General features: G+C 50.7%; 17 protein-coding genes. 8 read left to right on the plus strand and 9 right to left on the minus strand.

All coding sequences use genetic code 11. The annotated features are described in order from the left end of the window. The first annotated feature begins 172 nt into the window (after positions 1-172). From KJS65_RS19650 to KJS65_RS19660, 3 genes are read left to right on the plus strand one after another with little or no spacing between them, the layout of a single operon-like run. Positions 173-1,135, plus strand: a complete 963-nt coding sequence (locus KJS65_RS19650; RefSeq protein WP_213651555.1) for a glycoside hydrolase family 113 — start codon at positions 173-175, stop codon at positions 1,133-1,135. Between the two features lie 4 nt (positions 1,136-1,139). After that, a complete protein-coding gene (locus KJS65_RS19655) occupies positions 1,140-2,342 on the plus strand; it encodes an AGE family epimerase/isomerase (protein ID WP_213651556.1) in 1,203 nt (400 codons plus the stop codon). A 40-nt stretch (positions 2,343-2,382) separates the two neighbouring features. Beyond that, a complete protein-coding gene (locus KJS65_RS19660) occupies positions 2,383-3,561 on the plus strand; it encodes a glycoside hydrolase family 130 protein (RefSeq protein ID WP_213651557.1) in 1,179 nt (392 codons plus the stop codon). A gap of 61 nt (positions 3,562-3,622) precedes the next feature. On the opposite strand, the gene allC is transcribed toward KJS65_RS19660, so the two are convergent. Continuing rightward, positions 3,623-4,837 carry an allantoate deiminase gene (allC, locus tag KJS65_RS19665; RefSeq protein ID WP_213651558.1) on the minus strand — a complete coding sequence of 405 codons (1,215 nt, stop codon included), beginning with the start codon at positions 4,835-4,837 and terminating at the stop codon, positions 3,623-3,625. 275 nt (positions 4,838-5,112) lie between these two features. Here allC and KJS65_RS19670 point away from each other — a divergent pair, with 275 nt between their 5' ends. Beyond that, positions 5,113-6,435 carry an NCS2 family permease gene (locus KJS65_RS19670; RefSeq protein ID WP_213651559.1) on the plus strand — a complete coding sequence of 441 codons (1,323 nt, stop codon included), beginning with the start codon at positions 5,113-5,115 and terminating at the stop codon, positions 6,433-6,435. 24 nt (positions 6,436-6,459) lie between these two features. After that, a complete protein-coding gene (gene ade / locus KJS65_RS19675) occupies positions 6,460-8,232 on the plus strand; it encodes an adenine deaminase (RefSeq protein ID WP_213651560.1) in 1,773 nt (590 codons plus the stop codon). Positions 8,233-8,454: 222 nt separating this feature from the next. On the opposite strand, the gene KJS65_RS19680 is transcribed toward ade, so the two are convergent. The 6 genes from KJS65_RS19680 to KJS65_RS19705 form a co-directional block, all read right to left on the minus strand. After that, on the minus strand, positions 8,455-9,534 hold the full coding sequence (locus tag KJS65_RS19680; RefSeq protein ID WP_213651561.1) for a LacI family DNA-binding transcriptional regulator: 1,080 nt from the start codon (positions 9,532-9,534) through the stop codon (positions 8,455-8,457). Positions 9,535-9,617: 83 nt separating this feature from the next. Further along, on the minus strand, positions 9,618-10,916 hold the full coding sequence (locus KJS65_RS19685; protein ID WP_244864649.1) for an ABC transporter substrate-binding protein: 1,299 nt from the start codon (positions 10,914-10,916) through the stop codon (positions 9,618-9,620). Next, a complete protein-coding gene (locus tag KJS65_RS19690) occupies positions 10,913-12,823 on the minus strand; it encodes a cache domain-containing sensor histidine kinase (RefSeq protein ID WP_213651562.1) in 1,911 nt (636 codons plus the stop codon). Before KJS65_RS19690 ends, KJS65_RS19685 begins: the two co-directional genes overlap by 4 nt. A 389-nt stretch (positions 12,824-13,212) precedes the next feature. Then, positions 13,213-14,226 carry an alpha/beta hydrolase gene (locus KJS65_RS19695; RefSeq protein WP_213651563.1) on the minus strand — a complete coding sequence of 338 codons (1,014 nt, stop codon included), beginning with the start codon at positions 14,224-14,226 and terminating at the stop codon, positions 13,213-13,215. Between the two features lie 192 nt (positions 14,227-14,418). After that, the gene (locus KJS65_RS19700) at positions 14,419-14,871 is read right to left on the minus strand and encodes a hypothetical protein (protein WP_213651564.1); all 453 of its coding nucleotides are present in this window, start codon (positions 14,869-14,871) and stop codon (positions 14,419-14,421) included. Positions 14,872-14,883: 12 nt separating this feature from the next. Then, on the minus strand, positions 14,884-15,438 hold the full coding sequence (locus KJS65_RS19705; RefSeq protein WP_213651565.1) for an NAD(P)H-dependent oxidoreductase: 555 nt from the start codon (positions 15,436-15,438) through the stop codon (positions 14,884-14,886). 177 nt (positions 15,439-15,615) lie between these two features. On the opposite strand from KJS65_RS19705, the gene KJS65_RS19710 reads away from it, so the two are divergent. After that, the gene (locus KJS65_RS19710) at positions 15,616-16,251 is read left to right on the plus strand and encodes an HlyD family secretion protein (protein ID WP_213651566.1); all 636 of its coding nucleotides are present in this window, start codon (positions 15,616-15,618) and stop codon (positions 16,249-16,251) included. Between the two features lie 19 nt (positions 16,252-16,270). Next, a complete protein-coding gene (locus tag KJS65_RS19715; RefSeq protein ID WP_213651567.1) occupies positions 16,271-17,812 on the plus strand; it encodes a DHA2 family efflux MFS transporter permease subunit in 1,542 nt (513 codons plus the stop codon). Positions 17,813-17,907: 95 nt separating this feature from the next. Here KJS65_RS19715 and KJS65_RS19720 read toward each other — a convergent pair whose 3' ends face one another. Beyond that, positions 17,908-19,161 (minus strand): alkaline phosphatase, encoded by a 1,254-nt coding sequence (locus tag KJS65_RS19720; RefSeq protein WP_213651568.1) that lies wholly within the window; start codon positions 19,159-19,161, stop codon positions 17,908-17,910. Between the two features lie 316 nt (positions 19,162-19,477). On the opposite strand from KJS65_RS19720, the gene fumC reads away from it, so the two are divergent. After that, positions 19,478-20,869, plus strand: coding sequence for a class II fumarate hydratase (gene fumC / locus KJS65_RS19725; RefSeq protein ID WP_213651569.1), 1,392 nt, complete (start codon positions 19,478-19,480; stop codon positions 20,867-20,869). A 95-nt stretch (positions 20,870-20,964) separates the two neighbouring features. Here fumC and KJS65_RS19730 read toward each other — a convergent pair whose 3' ends face one another. Further along, positions 20,965-22,224 carry an MFS transporter gene (locus tag KJS65_RS19730; protein WP_213651570.1) on the minus strand — a complete coding sequence of 420 codons (1,260 nt, stop codon included), beginning with the start codon at positions 22,222-22,224 and terminating at the stop codon, positions 20,965-20,967. Positions 22,225-22,277 lie beyond the last annotated feature (53 nt).

Below are 22,277 nucleotides of genomic sequence, written 5' to 3' on the forward strand. Positions count from 1 at the left end.
ATTTGGTATTTATTAGTTGATATTTTGAGGCTAAAAACGATATTCAAACCGCCTTATATGTAATTTAAATCAAAGGGTTGCTATATTTATGAATTCATATTATAAAAAAGGTATCTAGTTATGATAACAAATTTACATTTTATAATAACAGACAAAGAAAGAGGTGCATGATATGCAAGCTAGGCAGCTTCCCGGATATGTCGCCGGAATGACATGGGGCTGGACTGGAGTTCGCGGAACCTGGAACACGCCTGAGGCAGTACATTCCATGAAGGAGATGAAAGACTCGCTGGGGGTTAACTGGACGGCTATTGCGCTGGGCGCTCTCCAGGATACGGCTCAATCTACGGAAATTCATTTCAAGGAGGAACCCACCGTAACGGATGCGGAAGTAAGATGGGCTATTCAAGAAGCCAAAGCACTGGGTCTGCATGTCTGCCTCAAGCCGGTGGTGAACTGTGCGGATGGCACATGGCGAGCGCATATTAACTTTTTTGATATGGATGTTCCGTGTGAGCCCAAATGGTCCGATTGGTTTGCTTCCTATACCCGGTTTATTCTCCACTATGCTGTCATCGCGGAGGAAACCGGCTGCGAGATGCTGTGCATCGGCTGTGAAATGGTACAGACCGACCGCCGGGAGCAGGAGTGGCGCCAGCTCATCCAGGAGGTACGCAAGGTCTATTCCGGTTTGATCACGTATAACTGCGACAAGTATCAGGAAAATCAGATCCAATGGTGGGATGCCGTAGATATCATCTCTTCGAGCGGTTACTACCCTGTCGGAACGTGGGAAGAACAGCTGAGCCGAATCGAACCTGTCGTGCAAAAGCACGGCAAACCCTTCTTCTTCATGGAGGCAGGCTGTCCAAGCCGGACGGGTTCCAGCCAAATCCCGAACGATTGGGGGCTTTCAGGTTCACCCAGCGAAGATGAACAGGTCGAGTACTATGAACAGATGTTCCAAAGCTGCGATCGGCGGGACTGGGTATCCGGGTTTATGCTGTGGGACTGGCCTGCTGCGCTCTATAAACCGGAGACCGCAGCAGAGAATGACGATTATTGCCCTTATGCCAAAAAGGCAGAACAAGTGATTCGCGGGTATTACGCTGCAAAAATCCGGAAGGGGGCCTAGCATAATGAACTTTCCGGATGAGCAAATCGATACGTGGAAATCCGAGCTGAAGCAAGAGCTGCAGGAGCATATTCTTGGCTTTTGGATGAAGTATACCCCGGATGAGATACATGGCGGATTTCTGGGGGAGATCACCCCGGATTTAACGGTAATCCAGGGGGCTGACAAGAGCCTGGTGCTGAACACCCGGATTTTGTGGACATTCGCAGCCGCTTACCGGCTGTACGGGAATGAGGCTTACCGCCAAACGGCGGATCGCGCCTATCAATACATTCTCCGCCATTTCGTCGACCAGGAATACGGTGGCCTCTACTGGATGCTTCATGCAGACGGCTCGATATCGAATGACAAGAAGCAGGTATACGGTCAGGCCTTCGCCATCTATGCTTTATCTGAATATTACCGTGCGGTGCAGCAGGAGGAAGCTCTTCATCTGGCCATTGATCTCTTCGGTATTCTGGAGGAGCACAGCTATGACCCGGAGCATAAAGGGTATGTCGAAGCCTTGTCCCGCGATTGGCAGCTGACCGCTGATTTTAGCCTCAGCGACAAGGATTTGAACGAAAAGAAATCGATGAACACCCACCTGCATGTGCTCGAGGCTTATACGAATCTATACCGTGTATGGCCGGACGGGAAGCTCCATCATCAGCTTGCTGAACTGATCGAAGTGACTCTGGGTCATATTGTGCATCCGGGTCAAACTCACTTCCTTCTGTTCTTTGATGAGGCATGGCAGGCGAAATCGGATCATATATCCTACGGACATGACATTGAAGGCAGCTGGCTTATGGTCGAGGCTGCGGAAGTGCTTGGTGAAGCTGAATTGCTGAACCGCGTAAAGCAAACAGCTGTTGCCATGGCAGAGCATGCGCTAACAGCAGGCGTAGATCCGGATGGAGGCATGGTGAACGAAGCCGATTCCAGCGGATATATCGATACCCGCAAGGACTGGTGGCCGCAAGCAGAAGCAATGGTTGGTTTTTATAATGCGTATCAGTTAACATGCGACAATAAATTTCATGATGCCTCCCTCTACTCCTGGCAGTTCATTAAGCGGAGCATCATTGACCCCGAGCATGGGGAATGGTTCTGGAACGCCGACCGCGAAGGCCGGCCAAACCGGGAGCAGCCGAAGGTCAGTGCCTGGAAATGCCCTTACCATAATGGCCGGGCCTGTATGGAAATGATCGAACGTCTTGGTTGAATGAATAAATGAATATCTTAATCGGAGAGGAAGATGAACCATGAATACATTTTTTGAAGAGCGCAAGAAGCATCTGACAGAACGCTACGAGGCCCTGATCAAACGTCCCAACCCAAAAGTACTTTATGGAAACGGCATCTACGACCGTTATGAGTATCCGGTACTAACCGCTGAGCATGCCCCGCTGATTTGGAAATATGACTTTTCGGAACAGACCAATCCCTATTTCATGGAGCGGCTGGGGATCAACGGTGTATTTAATCCTGGTGCCATTGAGCTCGGCGGCAAGTTCTACCTGATGGCCCGTGTAGAAGGAGTTGACCGCAAATCCTTTTTTGCGGTAGCGGAGAGTGATAACGGCGTGGACGGATTCCGCTTCTGGGATCACCCCGTCGTGATGCCCGAAACGGAGAATCCGGACATTAACGTCTACGATATGCGTCTCGTTCAGCATGAGGACGGATTCATCTATGGGCTCTTTTGCACTGAACGCAAGGATCCGGATGCCCCGCGTGGTGACCTCTCTAGCGCCGTTGCCCAGTGCGGTATTGCCCGTACAAGGGATTTGATCAGTTGGGAGCGGCTGGCTGATTTGAAAACCGGCTCGGCGCAGCAGCGCAATGTCGTGCTGCATCCGGAATTCGTGGATGGCAAATACGCGTTTTATACCCGTCCACAGGATGGTTTCATTGATACAGGCTCCGGCGGCGGGATCGGCTGGGGATTATCCGAATCGATCGAGCAGGCGGTGATCGAGCATGAGATCATTATCGATGAGCGGTATTATCATACGATCAAGGAAGTGAAGAACGGACAGGGACCTGCTCCGATCAAGACCGATAAGGGGTGGCTGCATATCGCACATGGCGTACGCAACACCGCAGCAGGTCTTCGTTACGTGCTGTATGCTTTCCTGTCTGATCTGCAAGAGCCTTACAAGGTAACTCATGCGCCAGGCGGACATTTCATCGCCCCGGAGGGCGAGGAACGGGTCGGCGACGTGTCCAACGTGGTTTTCTGTAACGGGGTCATTGCCCGGGACAATGGCGAAGTCTATATCTACTACGCTTCTTCGGATACAAGGGTACATGTTGCGACAACGACCGTGGAGCAGCTGCTTGATTATGTGATGAATACTCCGCAGGATCCGCTCCGTTCTTATGCATGCGTTCAGCAGCGACTTGAGCTGGTTGAACGCAATCTGCAGCATGCCGAATAACCACCGCAACCAAAAAAGGCAGGCCTATGGAGTTTCTCCATTAGGTCTGCCTTTTTTCAGGCTAATAAGCAAGCTGATGCAACAAATCGGCGAGAACACGAACGCCGTCTTCCAGCTGCTGCGGCTCCGTATATTCCAAAGGCGAATGGCTGATGCCATGACGGCTGGGTACGAACACCATAGCCGTACGGCAGTACGCAGCAAATATCTGCGCGTCATGCCCTGCACCGCTGGGCATCCGGCGGTAGGACAGCTCCTGCTTAAGACAAATATCCTCAATTGCATTCGTCAATGCCGAATCCATAGCAATCGGTGCGACATTCATCCAGCGCTCGACATCGATTTCCACGTCCCGCTCCGCCGCAGCGGAATGAATCGTCTCTACCAGACGCCGGCACGCCTCATTCAGTACCTTCCCATCCGGATGACGGACATCAATCGTAAAGTTCACCTGTCCCGGGATAACGTTCGGCGTGTTAGGAACAAGCTCCATTTGCCCGACTGTCGCAACCAGCGGTGCACCGAGCTGCTCCGTTTTATCCATGATGGCAACCACCATCTCGCTTGCAGCCCGAACGGCATCCTTCCGGTAAGCCATCGGCGTCGTACCTGCGTGATTGGCTTCCCCTTTGACATGAACGGTGTAACGCTGCAAGCCTACAATCTGCTCCACAATGCCGATCGACTTCTGCTCCTGCTCGAGAATGGCCCCCTGCTCCACATGAAGCTCGATAAAGGTATCGACATCCGACCTGGGTCCCTTCCCCTTCGTCCCCGGACCGAACCCGGCTGCCTTCATCGCAGTCATGAAGGAAACTCCCTGCTGATCCCGCGCCTGTTCGATATCTTTATAAGACGCAGTTCCCGTCATGAAGGTCGAACCCCAATAATTATAAGGGAACCGGCTGCCTTCCTCCTCACAGAAGGCCACCACCTCGATGGTTTTTTTCGGTGCGCCGTAACGCTCGCGAAGACGTGACAATGCCGTGATTCCAGCCACAATGCCATAAGCCCCATCATATTTGCCCCCACGCTTCACCGTATCGACATGGGAGCCCGTTAAAATACACGAACAATCGTCGTCTGTCCCTTGCAGCCGTCCACACAGGTTTCCGGCATCGTCATAGTAAGCCTGCAGGCCAAGCCATTCCATTTTAGCAGCCAGGGCTTCCTGCGCCTCCTTCCAGGAAGGCGTATATAAAAGACGGGTTACCCCACCATCCGAGTCCGAGCCAATCCTGCCCAACCACTCTATAAGTTCTTCTGTCATCTGCATATCCGCTTAGCTCCAATCTTTTTCTGGCGCGCCAGATTCCCTATATAACCATCCCTGCTTCTATCACCATATCACTGCCGCCAACAAATTTCCATGGATAATCCGGGGTCATTCGCTCATCCGCCTCAACATTTGTCATATCTGTAAATACGAACATTTATGTTTGTTTATTTATACAAAGTTCGCCTTTTGCTTTGACGGTTCCGAAAAGTCCATGTTATAGTTACATGGCGCAAGAACGCAAACACAACATGAAAAGGAGTCCTCTAGCAATCATGAACAACACGAAATCATCTTGGTTAGATCGGTTTTTTAAGCTCAGCCAGTATAATACGAATGTTAAGACTGAGATTATCGCAGGTCTTACCACCTTCGTTACGATGGCATACATCATCGTGGTTCAACCTGACCTCATGAAAGCCGCGGGCATGGATCAAGGTGCCGTTATGGTTACCGTACTGATTGCATCCGGCCTCTTCAGCATCATCATGGGACTTTATGCCAAACGCCCTTTCGCGGTAGCGCCAGGTATGGGAGGAAACGCGTTTTTTGCCTATAGTATCGTAGCCGCAGGGCTAGCAACTTGGCAGCAGGGCCTCGGAATGATTTTCATCTCAGGGGTGCTTTTCTTACTGCTTACATTCTTGGGATTACGCGAAACGATATCCCACATTATTCCGAAGAATATCAAACATGCCATTGGGGCTGCCGTCGGTTTGTTCATCATCGGTACCGGCTTCTCCAACGCCAAACTCATAGTTCAAAATAAAACCGGCACGTTAACTCTTGGCAGCCTGCATTCACCAACGGTGCTGCTATCCGTCATCGGCCTGGTTATCATCATCGGGCTCATGGCCCGCAAATTGAAAGCTGCTGTATTCATTGGTATCCTGATTACTTCGATCATCGGTATCCCAATGGGTATCACCAAGCTTCCGCATTCTTTCGGCGATTTATTCTCTCTGCCGCCCAACCCTTCATCCATCATGTTCCAGGCGGACATTCCGGGTGCCCTTAAACTAGCATTCTTCCCGCTATTATTCACCTTCTTTACGGGAGAATTCTTCTCTACGATGGGTACAGTCCTGGGGGTAGGCGCGAAAGCGAATCTGCTAGATAAAGACGGCAACCTGCCCGATATCAAAAAACCGTTTATCGTTGACGGGGTGGCAACCGTGGGCGGTGCGCTGATGGGACAAACCACCATTACCACCTATATCGAATCGGCCAGCGGCGTTGAAGCCGGCGGACGTACGGGCCTTACGGCTGTAACCACTGGGATTGTGTTCCTGCTCGCTCTTTTCATTACGCCGATCATTCTGTTAATTCCAAGTGCTGCCACAGCTCCGGCGCTTATTGTCATCGGATTGTCCATGCTCGCAACGCTTAAGAATATTAATATGGATGAATGGGAAGAATCCCTTCCGGCGCTCCTTACCGTTATTGCTGCCGGGCTTACGTTCAGCTTGGCTAACGGAATTGTGTTCGGTATTTTGTCTTATGTCGTGATCAAAGTATTTCTGGGTAAATTCCGCGATATCCATATCGGACTATGGATACTCTGTGTTCCGCTCATCTACTACCTCTGGTTGAAATAATCTGGAAAAAGGAGATCGATCATCATGAACAACAAACTTATAGCCGCAGCGCGCGGCGATCATCCACTAGATCTGGCTATTAACAATATCCAGTTGGTCAACGTATTCACCGGAGAAATTTATCCGGCAGCCATTGGCATTGCAGACGGTACGATTGTCCATGTTACCGCACCGGGTGAAACCGAGCTTGATGCTGCAGCGTCAATCGATGGACAAGGCAAATTCGCCGTACCGGGTCTCATTGACACGCATTTGCACATTGAGAGCAGTATGCTGACACCAGCTCATTATGCCGAAACGGTGCTTCCTCACGGAACCACAATGATTGTCACGGATCCGCATGAAATTGGAAACATCCTTGGTGAAGAAGGCGTTCGCTACATGGTGGAAGCCAGCAAGGTGCTGGATCTGCGTGTCATGACGCTTGCCCCTTCCTGTGTTCCGTCCGCACCCGCAGTTGAAACCGCTGGTGCTGAGTTCACACCTGAAGTTATCGAGCGCATGCTGACCTGGGATGGAATTGATGGCGTAGCCGAGGTCATGAACTATCACGGGGTCATCCACGAAGACCCCCGCATGATGGGCATTCTCGAAGCGAACAAGCGCGCCGGCAAAATCCCTCAGGGTCATGCGCCAACCGTCGTTGGGCGTGACTTATCCGCCTACCTGGTGGCTGGCCCCGATTCGGATCATGAATGCCGCACCATGGAAGAAGCCATTGCGAAGCTTCGCGCCGGCATGATCGTTGATATCCGCGAAAGCTCCTTCTCTCTGAATATGGCAGAGGTAGCCAAAGCGATTGTCGGCAAAGGTTATCTGCCTAACGTTACGCTATGCACGGATGATGTGCTGGCATCCGACCTGATCGAACGCGGTCATATCAATCATGTGGTCGTGCGTGCCATCGAGGAAGGAATTCCGGCTGTCGATGCAATCCGTTATGCCACACTGAACGCTGCAAACCGGTTGAACCGCAAGGATATTGGAGCCATCGCGCCTGGACGTCTCGCTGATATCGTGCTCGTGGATGCACTTGAGTCCATGAACGTATCCGATGTATTCATCGGAGGCAAGACGATCGTCAAGGAAGGCAAATTGACCGAGCGCCAACAGCATTTGGAGCCTCCTCAGGAATATCTGCAAACCGTGCATTTGCCTGAGATCCATGAAGATGATCTGCATCTTCATGTCGAAGATCCCAATGCTTCGGAAGCCCGCGTACGTGTGATCGAATATGATTTTGCACCGGGTCTTCCCACCGGATTCATCGAAACCGTGCTGCCTGTAAAAGACGGACAGCTCGTTCCTGAAAGCTATGATGGCCATAAAGGGCCGCTGAACCGCGTAGCCGTATGGCATCGCCATGGACTGAACGATAACAAGGCACTCGGACTTCTCGCAGGCTTCGGAATCATCGCCGGAGCCGTGGCAACGACCGTAGCCCATGACAGCCATCATCTGACCGTGCTCGGCGTGAATACGGAAGATATGGTTATTGCAGCCAATGAGCTCCGCCAGCGCCACGGCGGTATGATTGCCGTTAAGGACGGCGAAGTGATCGCGTTCCTGCCGCTTCCGCTTGCAGGCATCATGAGCCTGGAGGAAGGCGAAACCTTTGCTCCGAAGATCAAGGAATTCATCGATATCATTCAGGCCGAAATCATGCCGGGCAAAAATCCGATTCACCGCATGATCGTCGTAACGCTTCCGGTCATTCCGCAGGCGAAGATTACAGACCTGGGTCTGGTGGATGTAGACAAGCAGCAGCTTGTCCCGTTGATCATCGAAACTAAATAAGAAAACGACCTCGACTTTAATCCATTTCATAACGCACTAAAACGACAAAATTGAAACTATATATAGACCAATAAAACCGTTTGGATCTATATATAGCCTTGATTGAAGCGGCTTAAGGTATTATGAAATTGATTCCCTTGTCTAAAATAGAAATGCACCCCTGCCAATCAGGGGTGCATTTCTTTATGATCATAGACTTCCAGGTATCCACGAGCCTTGCCTTTATTCTGCTGAAGTCTGATTTCCCGGGGCTGCTGCGGTCGAATCACGGTAGACAATATCCCCTGCGAGCAGAATCTTCTCCATCGGCTCCCGGGAACGCTCAATCCGCTCCAGCAGCTTCTGTACAGCACGACGACCCAATGCTTCCTTGGGGACATGAACGGTTGTCAGACGAGATCCGCCCTGCGGTGAATCCTCAATATTGTCAAAGCCGGTAACGGATACTTCAGCAGGCACCTTCACACCAAGCTCGTTAAGCACTCTTAATGCCGTCACAGCGATGGAGTCATTGGCGCAAACTAGAGCTGTCGGCATCGATTTGGTCTTGAGCTTTCGTGAGACCCAGCTCCTGATCTCACTTTCAACATCGCCCTTCTCCAGCTCCTGCAGCTGCAGCACGAGTCCCTCCTGCACTCCCGGATTCAGTCCATGCTCGTCCAGTGTGATCTTAAATCCGATATGCCTGTCGCGGAAGCTCCGGGAAAAACGGTCATTGCCGATAAACTGCAGCCGGCTGTGTCCGATTCCAATCAGATGATTCGTCAGTCTCGCCATGGCATCCATGTTATTCACAAAGATCGTATCCGAAGGAATAAGCGGATCCTCCATGTCTACCAGAACAATCGGTAATCCCATCCGGTGAACCTCCAACAATAACGGCGTTGAAATTTGACCCACTCCAATCAGCCCCATGATCCCGTCCGGATTCAGGATGTTCACGAAGTTATCGACGCTCTGCTCCGAAATAATCACCATTCCAAGGCCCATGTCTTCAAGACTGCTCGAAATCCCTTCGAGAATCTTGCCCCAATAAAGAGAATCCTTTGTCTGAAAGCGGATATTAGGCATCAGTACGATGACGGATTGCTTCCCGCCTGTTTTGGGTAAAGGCCGCTCCGTTTTTACGGTTCTCATATATGCATTTTTTTGCGAAAAATATCCTAGCTGGGATGCTGCCTGGATCACCCGCTCTTTTGTCATCTCATTGACGCCGCCTTTGCCGGACAAGGCTTTGGACACGACGAATTTAGACACGCCCAGATGGTCGGCAATTTGCTGCATTGTTATCTTTTTAGCCATTTTTCCTCACCTCAAGTGACATGGATTCAAAAAGGTTACCTCATGATGGCATCCATTTGTTCATTTGCTCCATGCCCCGTTGTTTATATTTTTGAATTCCTTCTGGCTTGCTTCCATCTTCGGTTCAAATCCTCGAAGGCCTTACCCAGATCGGGAGAAGCAATCAGCTCCTGAATATAGTCGCCTGACCAAAAGGAGATGCCTGCTTTGTTCGCCAGTTCAATGAACTCATCCGTCTGCTGCTTATTCTCTACAAGCTCGGGCTTATAGGACAGGAACTCCTGAAACTGCGGCATCGTCGTTTTTTGTGTTGTATCTACGGGTAAAAAGCCGGAGTCATTCACATACCCTGATTCTTTGACATAAAATTCGATCCAAGCGCGGGCCAGCTCTTTATTGGTGCTGAATTTGCTTACACCAATGAACCAGTCGGGCGTCAGAGGCGCGTAATGCTGCTTGTTATTATCATATGGAAACGGAAAAAATCCAATATCCTTCGCATTCGCTCCGGCATCAATGACCTGCTGAATCGCCCAGTTCCCCAGAAAATACATGGCTGAATCGCCGGAGGCGATTTTGCTCTTGGAGATTTCCCAGCTGTTCGAAAACAAATGATCCTCCACATAACCCCGGTTAATCAGCGTTTTGGCGATGCCGACCGCCTGTCCCCACGGATTATCCAGCTGAAAAGGCTCATCTTCATTCACCATATTATTCAGCGCGTCTGAAGAACCAGTCATGTAGTTCACCATGTTCTCTCCCCATTGCTGCAGAGGCCATTTGGCACCATAATTCATATACAGCGGAATTATCCCCGCCGCTTTCAGCTTGGCGCATGCTTCATAAAAAGCGTTCAGAGTCCCAGGCACCTCATGGATACCAGCCTTGGCAAAAGATTTCTTATTATACACAATTCCGATCGTGCTGCTTCCCGTGGCGATTCCGTATCTCACTCCATTATAGGATTTGAAATCCGGAAAGCGTACATGCTCGAACATCGATTCATTCAACGGTTCAAAATAGCTGGGCAGGTCCTTATTGGCAATGCTGACCGGAAGCAGAAGCACATCCCCAATATCCCTCGTTGACAGCCGTACCATGACATCATTGGTATAATCCGTAATGCCTTCAAACTCAACCTTGGCACCGGGATACTTTTGCTCGAAATGTTCAGCGTACTTTTCCAAAACGCCGCTTTCGATCAGATCTACCCTGTTTGTCATGACATGGATCGTTCCGCTCATCTGTCCGCCCGCATGCGGAATACCCTTGGCCGGTTCAGCCTTCGGGTCTGCCTGCGACGTTTCCCTGCAGCCGGCTGCGGCAGGCAGACACAGCAGCAGAACACCTATGAGCAGCCAGCGGTTCCATTTTCTTATCAATGACCATCCCCCCCGTGATCATCCCGGCTGCTTTTGAGCAATACCGACTTTGTACCCAGCGGCGGCAGCTCAATCACAACCTCAGTGCCTGCCCCCAGACGGCTGAATACTCTCATCCCGTACGAACTGCCATACTGCAGACGGATTCGTTCATGCACATTCCGCAGGCCAATGCCACCGTTGCCTTCCCTCCGCGGAGCCGCCGCGGCCTGCAGCGACTGATTTAGCGTCTCGAGCGATCCTTCATCCATACCGCAGCCATCATCACGGATTGTCATACGCGTCAACCGCGGCGTCATTTCCGCCTCTATCCATATATTCATCTTAAGCTTGAGATCATCCAACCCATGATAAACCGCGTTTTCCACGATCGGCTGGAACAGCAGGCGGATAATTGCGTATCTCATCAGTGGCTCAGGTATATCCAGATGAAGCTCAAACCGATTCGGATACCGATAATTCAGCAGCTGTACATAATGAATGACATGATCGATCTCCTCACGCAGAGGAACCTCATCGTGAATTTTGCCACCGATGCTGTAACGCAGCATTTTTCCCAAAATAGAGATCATGTCGGCTGCATCCGTGTCATCATTCAGCTCAGCCGTCATCCGGATCGTCTCCAGCGTGTTGTAGACAAAATGGGGGTTGATCTGGCTCTGCAGCGCCTGCATCTCCGCTTCCTTCTTCTGGCTCTCGATTTGGTAGATATCGTCGATCAAATGCTGAATCCGGCTGAGCATGCGATTGAACTGGTTGCCCAGCTGCCCGATCTCATCGCGGTGTTTGACCTTAAACTTGACGCTTAAATCCCCTGCCTGTACTCTACGCATCAGCCCGATCATTTTCTTCATCGGCTTTGTAAATGCAAAGGATAGAATGATAGAGGCGAGCAGTGCAACACCTATGATGAACAGCGTGGCCAAAAGCGTCACATTGCGGGTCACATCCGCCTCCTTCGTGAGCTCCTTGACCGGAATCCGAATAATCACCTTCCACTGCGTCAGGGGAGATGTGGAGTATATGTACAGCTGGCGTTTGCCATCCACTGTATCGTAGAAGCTGCCGCTGGTTCCTTTTGCCTTTAACACTACCGGGTTGCCGGATGCGTTGACCGCCAGCATTTTACGGCCGCTGTCATAAATCACAGCCCCTTGTTCATCAATAATCAGCGAGGTTCCCCGGGTAACCTTATCGAGCTCCACCACTTGGTCCTCGATCACGCTGATATTCGCGTCTACCGCGATCAGTCCGATGGGATTTAAGGAGCGGTCAAGGATTTTGCGGACAACCGTAAACGCATAACGGGTACTCTTCAGATTACTCCGGTATTCCTGTGTGCTGAACAGAAGCGCTTCACCATGCGTGGCTGCCACTTTGTCCATCCAGAGCTTGTAGCTGTCCGCTATATCCAGCCTTACGGCGCCGTCCTTGCTGGAATAATATCCGTTGCCGTACTGATCAAAGATATAGACCGAATTTGCTCCTCTTTTAATATTGTTGATAAACGCGATATTCCCCTCGATCCCCCGCTGGATGGACAGCTGCAGATCAAAATCATTCGGGTACGTATTGCTGCCGTCCTTGCCTACAACCTGCTGCCTCTGCTCATGATATTCATTGGAACGCACCAGATTGAGTTTGATATCGTCAATATAGGCGGGAATGGACGAAATCCGCTTCATATCCTCGATATAATCATCCACCCTCTCCATCATCTGTCCAATCATATTCCGTGAGTAGAGAACCGTATTTTCCTGAATGGAGCGTGAATAACTGTTATAAGAAATCAGGCTGATCACAGACAACGGAAGAATAATGATGATAATAAAAACCAGCAGCAAACGCCGTTCCATACTCATGTCACTCAGCCGCCAGCGCGGGTTCAGACGCCGGTTCTCCTTCATCTTCAAGGCTCTCCTTGCGACTCGAATTATAGTGATTCGGGTGTGAATTTGTTAGACTAATTTGTTGGTGTCATTATAACAAATTCAAAACAGGTATTATACAAGTTATGCCTAATTTATTTTCTGGAAAAATTGCTCATCTGTCGTATTGACACCGTGACGGCTGCATTGCCGAGCAGGGCAGCCATCATGAGCTGCTGGAGGCCAAGGGTTACTATTATGAGCTGTACTCCAGCCAGTTCTGACCCTTTCTGAATACCGCAAAAAAACCGGCACTGCTATAAAATGAACTAAAGCTTGTTTTTCCTTTAGTTCATATTTATATTACAGCAGCATGCCGGTTTTTTTGCGCAAGTACCGAATCCAGCTCAGCTCTCGCCATGACCAGGTTACGTTCGGTCATCCAGTTGAATCCGTTCGCGGCTATCATTATTTCCATCCAGATGGGAGGAACGCTTCTGATCTGCCAGAGCAACGCCCAAATAACGGGACGCAAAGCGGCCGATCCGTTCACGATAGCTCTTTTTATCCATAAAATACGCATTCGCATGAACCGCACCGGGCACCACATAGAGCTCCTTCTCTCCTCCGGCAGCGGCCGCAAGGCGATTGACCATTTCAAACGGAACAAATGTATCCTTATCCCCGTGGATGAAGAGAATGGGCAGTTTTGTCATTGCCACCTGTTTAAGCGCCGATCCTTCACCAAAAAAGTAACCCGCACGGAGCTTGCTCATCAGACTCGTAATGGGGAGCAGCGGAAACGGCGGCAGCTTGTACATCTGCTTCAGCTGATACGTCAGGATATCTTTAATCGAAGTATAGGCGCAGTCCGATACGATGCATTTGACCTGTTCCGGCAGCTTCTCCCCGCTGGTCATAAGCACGGTGGCGCCGCCCATCGAGACCCCATGCAGCAGCATCTGCGTCTGCGGTCCACTCCGTTTCACAACATAACCGATCCACCTGATAATGTCCCGGCGATCCGGCCAGCCGAAACCGATGTAGCTTCCACCGCTTTGTCCATGGCCCCGGTTATCGGGCATAAGCACATGAAAGCCCATCTCATGATAGAGCTTGGCGAAAGCGCCCATTTCCCTACCTTGACTATAATAGCCATGAACCAGGACTACCGTACGATCGGATGGCTCGGCGGACGGAATGTAATACCCCGTTAATGAAAGCCCATCCTCGGCCTGCAAATGAAGCGTTTCAAGCGGCTGGCTCTTCAACCATTCCTCTTCATGCTCCCACGGGTTATCCATCTTAATAAGGGAGGGATCCTCCTCCAGAAAATCCTTTTTGCTGCGCCGGATCCCGACATTATAGAAGTACATACTGGCTCCTAATAGCACGAGCACAATCAAAATAAGACAAACGATGACCGTTATTACTGCCGTCATGATTTCCTCCCACTACCTGCTGAATCACGCCGGGGCGTGCATCATATATATAGAATTTCTTATCTCTTAAAATAACACCCGCTGCAGCCCAGTGACAATGAAATGTTCCATGATGCCAAAAGAAAAAGCAGCCTCCGGCAGATGACCGGTACGGCTGCTTTATCTCTTCTCATGATTCCTGCCAGCCCTCCCCTATTTCCCCTGATCCCTCATCATGGCACGCAGTGCCTCGCGATAGGCATCATCAGAGCTTGGATCAGGCTTCTTCACAGGCGGCGGACTACTCTCTTCTTCAACAGGTGTATGACCTGCAAACTTCCGAAGGGCTTCACGATAGGCACGGTCACCGTCGCTGGCCGACCGATGCGCTTCAGACTCGGCCTCCACCAGCGCAATTCTATCTGGAGCTTCCGGCGCGATCACTCTTTGCTCTTGTTCAACCGTTGCGTGCGATTCCACTGGAGGGGCAGGAGTTACTACAGCAGCCGGCGCTGCTGGGGTTGAAGGCGCAGCGGGCGGAGCAGAGGAAGCTGCAGGTTCCTCCCTGACATCCTGACGTTTGCCCGACCTCTTCGTTAAACGGGAGTTATATACAAAAAGAAAAATAAGCGCCACAATGGCGAGTACAACAAAAGCAATGACCATATGGCATTCACCCTACCTTGCCGTAGATGAAGCAACCAGCTGCTTGGTTACCTCAGCTACCCGTCTGCCTAACGCACGACCGAGGATCAGATCATTTTCACTTGGTAGGTTCTTCGGATCATTCTCCGACAGCTCAACAGGACAGGTTACGCCAACACCGTAGTATGATCCGTATAATGCATTTTCCGGAATATTCCCGGGCAGTCCGACAATAATCATGCCGTTATGAAGCATCGGCGTAATCAGGTTGATCAGGGTCGACTCCAGTCCGCCGTGAACAGTAGCTGTTGTGCAAAATACGCCCCCGACTTTCCCAACCAGCTTGCCCTGTGCCCACAGGTAGCCCAGGCGGTCAATCCAGTTTTTGAGTCCGGCGCTGATCGTACCGAAATGACCCGGGCATCCCCAAATAATCGCATCCATATCCTCCAGCTTGTAGATATCAGCATCATTCACGTGGGAAATTTCGGCTTCGGCCCCGTCTACGGCGGTCACACCCTCCATCACAGAGCGCGCAAGCGCCTCGGTATGTCCATTCTCACTATCATAAATCACATATATTTTCATGCGGAATGTCCCCTTTTCCATGCTTTGATTCCTTATTTATCCCCAGAAGATCTCCATTTATCCCAGCACTCTAGTGAGTCCGAAAAAAGCAACGAAGCTGAATATGAATTCTCCGTTTAGGGGATGCTCTCTGTAATTGGCTAAAGATAGCAACCATTTAGGAGGAGACAACACGTTATGAACTCACGCGCACTTCTTGTCAATGTACTCGTCGTCATTATTGTGCTCGGACTGGGCGGAGCGGCGATCTACTATTACAATCAGACATCCAGCTACGTCAAAACGGACAATGCCCAGGTAACCGGACAAGCCGTTTCGATCGCTGCGCCAGCTGCTGGTAAACTGGACACCTGGAATGCCCAAGTCGGTCAATATTTTAAAACCGGTGATGTGGTCGGGAGTGTAACTGCTCAGGGCACCCGGGTCGATATTACCGTTCCGCTCAGTTCAACAATCGTTCAGCAAACGGCCATTCCTCATTCCTATGTAGCACCGGGGACCTCGCTGGCCAGAGGCTTCAATCTGAATAATCTGTGGATTTCGGCCAATATAGAAGAAACCAAGCTGGATAAAATCAAGGTTGGTCAAACGGTGGATGTCTATGTAGATGCTTTTCCAGATACAACGCTCACCGGCAAAATCGATCAGATTGGTCTGGCCACTGCTTCGACGTTCTCCATGTTTCCAAGTACGAACTCCAACGCCAACTACACCAAAGTGACGCAGGTCGTGCCCATTATCATCACGATTGAGGGCTACAAAGGTCTCGGAATTGTCCCTGGCATGAACGCTACCGTCCGAATTCACATTTAGCGAGGGGGCAGGTCCTGCCATGGAAAAAGAATTTCATATGGGGCGCACGCTCACCGTACTGCTGCTTGGAGCGTTCATCTCCATTCTGAACCAGACGCTGCTGAACGTAGCCATCCCCCATTTGATGAATGAATTCAATGTATCGGCTACGACCGTCCAGTGGCTGTCCACTGCCTATATGCTGGTGAACGGCGTGCTGGTGCCGGTTACGGCGTTTTTGATTAACTCTTACGGAACAAGGGCTCTCTTCATGTCCGCCATGGGATTGTTTACCGCCGGTGCCGTGCTGTGCTCGCTTAGTAATTCCTTCGTGCTCATGCTCGTTGGACGGATTATTCAGGCCAGCGGCGCAGGGATTATTATGCCTGTGGTAATGAACGTATTTCTGACGGTCTTTCCACCTGAAAAAAGGGGCACCGCGATGGGCACGATGGGGATCGCCATGATGTTCGCACCTGCCCTCGGGCCGACGCTGTCCGGCTGGATTGTTGAACACTACACCTGGCGGATCCTGTTTCTCATGGTCATTCCGCTGGCGCTGCTGGATATCCTTTTTGCCTTCAGGTGGCTGACCAACGTCAACAAGCTCACCAAGCCGAAGTTCGATTTTTGGGGTGTGGTTTTCTCAACGCTTGGCTTCGGAATGCTGTTATACGGCTTCAGCTCCGCAGGAGACAAGGGCTGGGAGAGCTTTACCGTACTCGGTTCCCTGTTTGTCGGAATTGTCTTCATTATGCTGTTCGTCCTGCGTGAACTGAAAATAGAAGTTCCCATGCTTGAGTTCAGGGTCTTCAAATATGATATCTTTACAGTCTCAACCATTGTCGGCGGGCTTGTTAACATGGTCATGTTCGGTGCGATGCTGCTGCTGCCGATCTATCTGCAGAACATCCGCGGCTTCACGCCCCTTCAGTCCGGCCTTCTCCTCCTGCCGGGCGCTTTACTGATGGGTGTGATGTCGCCGATCTCCGGCGCGATCTTCGATAAGATCGGGGCGAGACCGCTGGCAATTGTCGGACTGTTCATCACCGCCGTGATGACGTTTGAGTTCAGTAAGCTGACTTCGGACACCTCCTTCTCGCATCTGATGGTCATATATACCATACGGAGTTTTGGCATGTCGCTCATCATGATGTCCGTGCAGACCGAGGGTCTGAATTCGCTGCCGCCGCGCCTCGGCGCCCACGGTACGGCCATGTCCAATACGATGCGGCAGGTGGCCGGGTCCATCGGAACCGCCCTGCTCATTACCGTGATGTCGACCCGGGCAACCACTCATATCGCCGATGCCGCCAATCACTACACAGCCGATAATCCCTTTATAGGCGAGGATTTGGCCGCGCTGAGCCAGAGTATGTCCACGACGGCCGGTGTCCCTGTAGAGACGGGCTACAGCTTGGTATTACAAAGCGTGTTCGGGATCGTCTCCGAAAAAGGCACCATCGAGGGGATCAACGATGCCTTTATTGTGGCAACCTGGATTGCCATCATTGCCTTGATTTTGTCCTTCTTCCTGCGCAGAGCGCGCAAGCCGGCGAAGAAGCCGAAGCATGCCAAGTAACAGGTAACGTACACAAAAGCCGCTATCCTTTGATCTATAATCAAAGAAATAGCGGCTTTTATTAGTAAAACATGCCGGTTATTGAGAATAAGAAGTTACTTCATGAGTCCCCAAGCTTTAAGAATCGCGTCATGAACGTACGTATTTTCATGGACGCCGGTGAAGAGCTCCGCGCCGCTTCCCATCGCAGTCAGTGGAATATCAACTCCGGTATGTCCCGAAGTCGTCCAGTCCACGAAGAACTGCTCCTTGGAGCCGTAGATACTGAATGGTCCATCCTCTTTCGAGATTCCGTCACCAGACTCATCCTTATCATCCACACCTTCGAGTGCAAAGCCGCCGGTTTCATGATCAGCCAGCACCAGTACTAGCGTATCCGGATGCTTTTTCGCGAATTCTTTGGCAACGCCCACCGCTTTATCCAGCTCCTGTCCGGCCTTGATCGTCAGCTTCGCGTTGTTTTCATGCGCCATTTCATCGGTTCCTTCCTCTTCAACCATCAGGAAAAATCCTTTTTTGTTCGTGGAGAGGGTATCCAGCGCCTTCTGCGTCATGTCCTTCAGCGGTACAACCGGGTTGTACACATCGCCTTCTCCCTCAGGCTTTTGCTGGAACATCTCCTCATTAGCGAACAGCCCGAGAATTTTTCCGTTCTTCGCTTTTTGCAGCTCCTCTTTGCTCGTCACATATTGATAGCCGAGTTTTTTGGCGTGATCCACCAGATTGCCTTCCGTTCCTTTGCTTTCTTCCGTTGGGTCTTCGGCGGGATGATCTTCGAATTTACCCGGATTGCCGGCAGGATACCAGAAATCTTCTCCGCCTCCGAGCAGCACGTCTACCTTGCTGTTATCGAGATATTGCTTTGCGATCTTGCTTTGCTGTGAACGGTCCTCAACATGGGAACCAAACACCGCCGGTGTCGCATCTGTAATCTGGCTAGTCGTCACGAGACCCGTTGATTTGCCGAGACCTTTTGCAACTTCCAGCAGGGTTTTAACAGGTTTTTTATTCGCATCAACGCCTACGGCGCCGTTATATGTTTTGACACCGCTGGCAATCGCTGTTCCTGCAGCAGCTGAATCGGTTACTGCGGTTGTAGAATGGGTGCGGAGAAATGCGGAATAAGGCATATCGTCCATCTGAAGGTTGCCATTTAAACCAACTGTATTCAGGCGGATGGCATCCCGCTGCGCTGCTCCCATGCCGTCACCGACAAACAGGATTACATTTTTTGCTTTCGTGGGCGCTGCGTTCCCTTTGGCTTGAACAATCCCTCCGGAAATCACAAGACTTACAGCCGCTGTCAGGCACAGTGCGGCTTGTACGATGCTCCGTTTCTTTCTTATCATCACATTTCCTCCTTTGGTTGAATGATACTAGAGTTAGTATAGAAGGAAACTGTTAAACAAAATGCTAATAAATGTTAAATGTATGTATAAAATCTCTTTTCATATAGATAAAATTGAAATAAAGGAAAGGGGCAGGCTTTATTTCATTTTATATAGATAAATTGAGATAAAGGAAACGACAAGCTTTATTTCATTTTATATAGAAGGAAGATTATGATATATTTCATATCAGGTGGGTCCGTTTCAACAGGCTTTTTTATGGAGATGGATCTCAGGATTGAATATGAACTCACGTGTGGTGAAGGAGGAAATACAAGTGGAATTCAGAATTGAAAAAGACACCATTGGTGAAATTAAAGTTCCTGCGGACAAGCTGTGGGCAGCCCAAACGCAGCGGAGCTTTGAAAACTTCAAAATCGGCACAGAAAAAATGCCGCTGGAACTGATCCGCGAATTTGCGATCCTGAAAAAAAGTGCGGCTCTTGCCAATAAAGAGCTGGGCAAGCTCAACGCCGAGAAGGCCGATGCCATCGTGGCAGCAGCCGATGAGGTCATCGCAGGCAAGCTGAACGATCACTTCCCGCTGGCTGTTTGGCAAACCGGAAGCGGCACCCAGTCGAATATGAATGTGAATGAGGTTATCGCGAACCGCGCCAACCAAATGCTTCAGGAAAAAGGCAGCGAGCAGCGCATTCATCCGAACGATGACGTCAACAAATCGCAAAGCTCGAACGATACGTTCCCAACAGCGATGCATATCGCGGCACTCATTGCCGTTGAGGATCAAGTCCTCCCTGCCATCGCCAAGCTGAAGGAAACGTTCCTTACGAAGAGCGAAGAGTATATGGATATTATCAAAATCGGCAGAACGCATCTGCAGGATGCTACTCCGCTTACGCTCGGCCAAGAAATCAGCGGCTGGCACCGTATGCTGGAGAAAAGCGAAAGCATGATCCGCACCAGCATCGAATCGCTGCGTGAGCTGGCGATCGGCGGAACAGCTGTCGGCACAGGCATTAATGCTCATCCGAAGTTCGGCGACATGACGGCTGCCAACATCAGCAAGCTGACCGGCAAAACCTTCACCTCCGCCTTGAACAAATTCCATGCGCTCACAAGCCATGACGAGCTCGTGTATGTTCACGGCGCGCTGAAAGCGCTTGCCGCCGATCTCATGAAAATCGCCAACGATGTGCGCTGGCTGGCCAGTGGTCCGCGCTGTGGCATTGGTGAGCTTGTTATTCCTGCCAACGAGCCGGGCAGCTCCATTATGCCGGGTAAAGTGAACCCTACTCAAAGTGAAGCGATCACGATGGTCGTATGCCAGGTTATGGGTAATGATGCTGCAATCGGCTTTGCTGCCAGCCAAGGCAACTTTGAGCTGAACGTGTTCAAGCCGGTGATCATTTTCAACTTCCTGCAATCCGCACGCCTGCTGGCGGACGCAATGGTATCCTTCAATGACCACTGCGCCGTAGGCATCGAGCCAAACCGTTCCGTGATTGAACGCAATCTGAACCAATCGCTGATGCTGGTAACGGCACTCAATCCGCATATCGGCTATGAAAATGCCGCAGCGGTAGCCAAGATGGCTCACAAGGAAGGACTGACCTTGAAGGAAGCGGCTCTGAAGAGCAACCTGCTGACCGAAGAGCAGTTCGATGCTGTGGTGCGTCCGGAGCAAATGATTCATCCGAAGGAAGACTAAACTCTTTCATAAATAAATATAAGCAGCCTATCCGATTATGGATGGGCTGCTTTTTTGTGTACACTTTGTTTTAAAAGGTATCGGGCATTTGTTGCTTAGAACTGCTCTTGAAGTGCCCCTTCGCATCCAATCTTGGGTGCTGCGGATATTGTTTGCTCTTGTGACAGCAGCTGTGACTTACGGGCGCTATAATATCTCGCAAATCGGACTGAATACGCCAGCATGTAGAGTACCAGCAAGGAAGCCAGAATATTCAATACGATCAGCGACACATGCAGGTCGAAGAAATACGTCAGAATGCCGGTGCCCACAATGGGAACGATAAAGCCGGAGTATCCAGCCAAATAGAAGCTTGTAATTACTTTCGGACGCTCCTCCGGATTGGGAAGCTCTCCGGCAAGCTGCAGACTGATCTGGAACGTCCAGCCGCTGCCGATTGCCTGAACAAGAACTCCGATCCAGAGCAAGATGATGCTTCCCGTTGAACCCGAGAATACGACGAGCCAGGCACCTATAGCCAGCAATACAATACCGATACGCAGGCGGGTTACCGGGTATTTAACCCATGGAAGCAGCTGCATGAGGGCTCCGCCTCCCAGAAGCAGCAGAATCAGCAACCCTGACACGGAAAGATTAGTAGTATGGATCACACTTTTTACAAAGGAAGGGATCAGTGAAAGGATGATTCCGTTCAGCGTAAACAACGTAAAGATCGGTAGGGCACTGAAAGACCAGAAATGGCGGCGGATATCTGCGGGAACTCCGAGAGAAATAGGTGCAGGTGCCGTTTCGTCCCTACTTTTCTGTGCCTCGAAGTCATGATCCTTTAACGTTTCAAGAGCAGCCCAAGCGCTAACCAGCAGTAAGGTCAAGAACCAGAACGGCACTCGCAGCGGCATGACATGCACATATTGGATGACGAGTCCGGTCAGTGCCGGCCCGAGACCAAAACCAACGGACACCGTGATTCCCGATAAGGTGATTGCTTTTTTCGCTTGGCCTTTGGGACTCTGCTGCAGCAGGAAAGCTACTGCCGTTCCCGTAAAGGTGCCGTATGCAATGCCTTCGAGTATCCTCGCCGCATAGACCAGCCACGCCTGCTGACTCCCCATAAAAAGAATCGTAGCCGCGATTGAAATCCAGATACTGATGCGAAGAACTCTTTTTAATCCCCACCTGCTTCCTCTTGATCCCACTATGAGCAGCGACGGCAGCAGGAAGAGGGCATAGACCGCAAATAAGATCGTAATCTGCAGGCTGCTTAATTGATAATGCTCCTGATAGAGCGGGAATAGCGGTGAGGTGAAGGTGGCTCCGACGGACATCATCAGAATGACCCATAACATTCGTTTCATTGACATCATCTCCATTTCTAGAATGGCCGTTCAAGAATAAAGCAAAAAAATAG

Origin of the sequence: Paenibacillus sp. J23TS9, assembly GCF_018403225.1 — a bacterium.
Taxonomy (GTDB): Bacteria; Bacillota; Bacilli; order Paenibacillales; family Paenibacillaceae; genus Paenibacillus_AQ.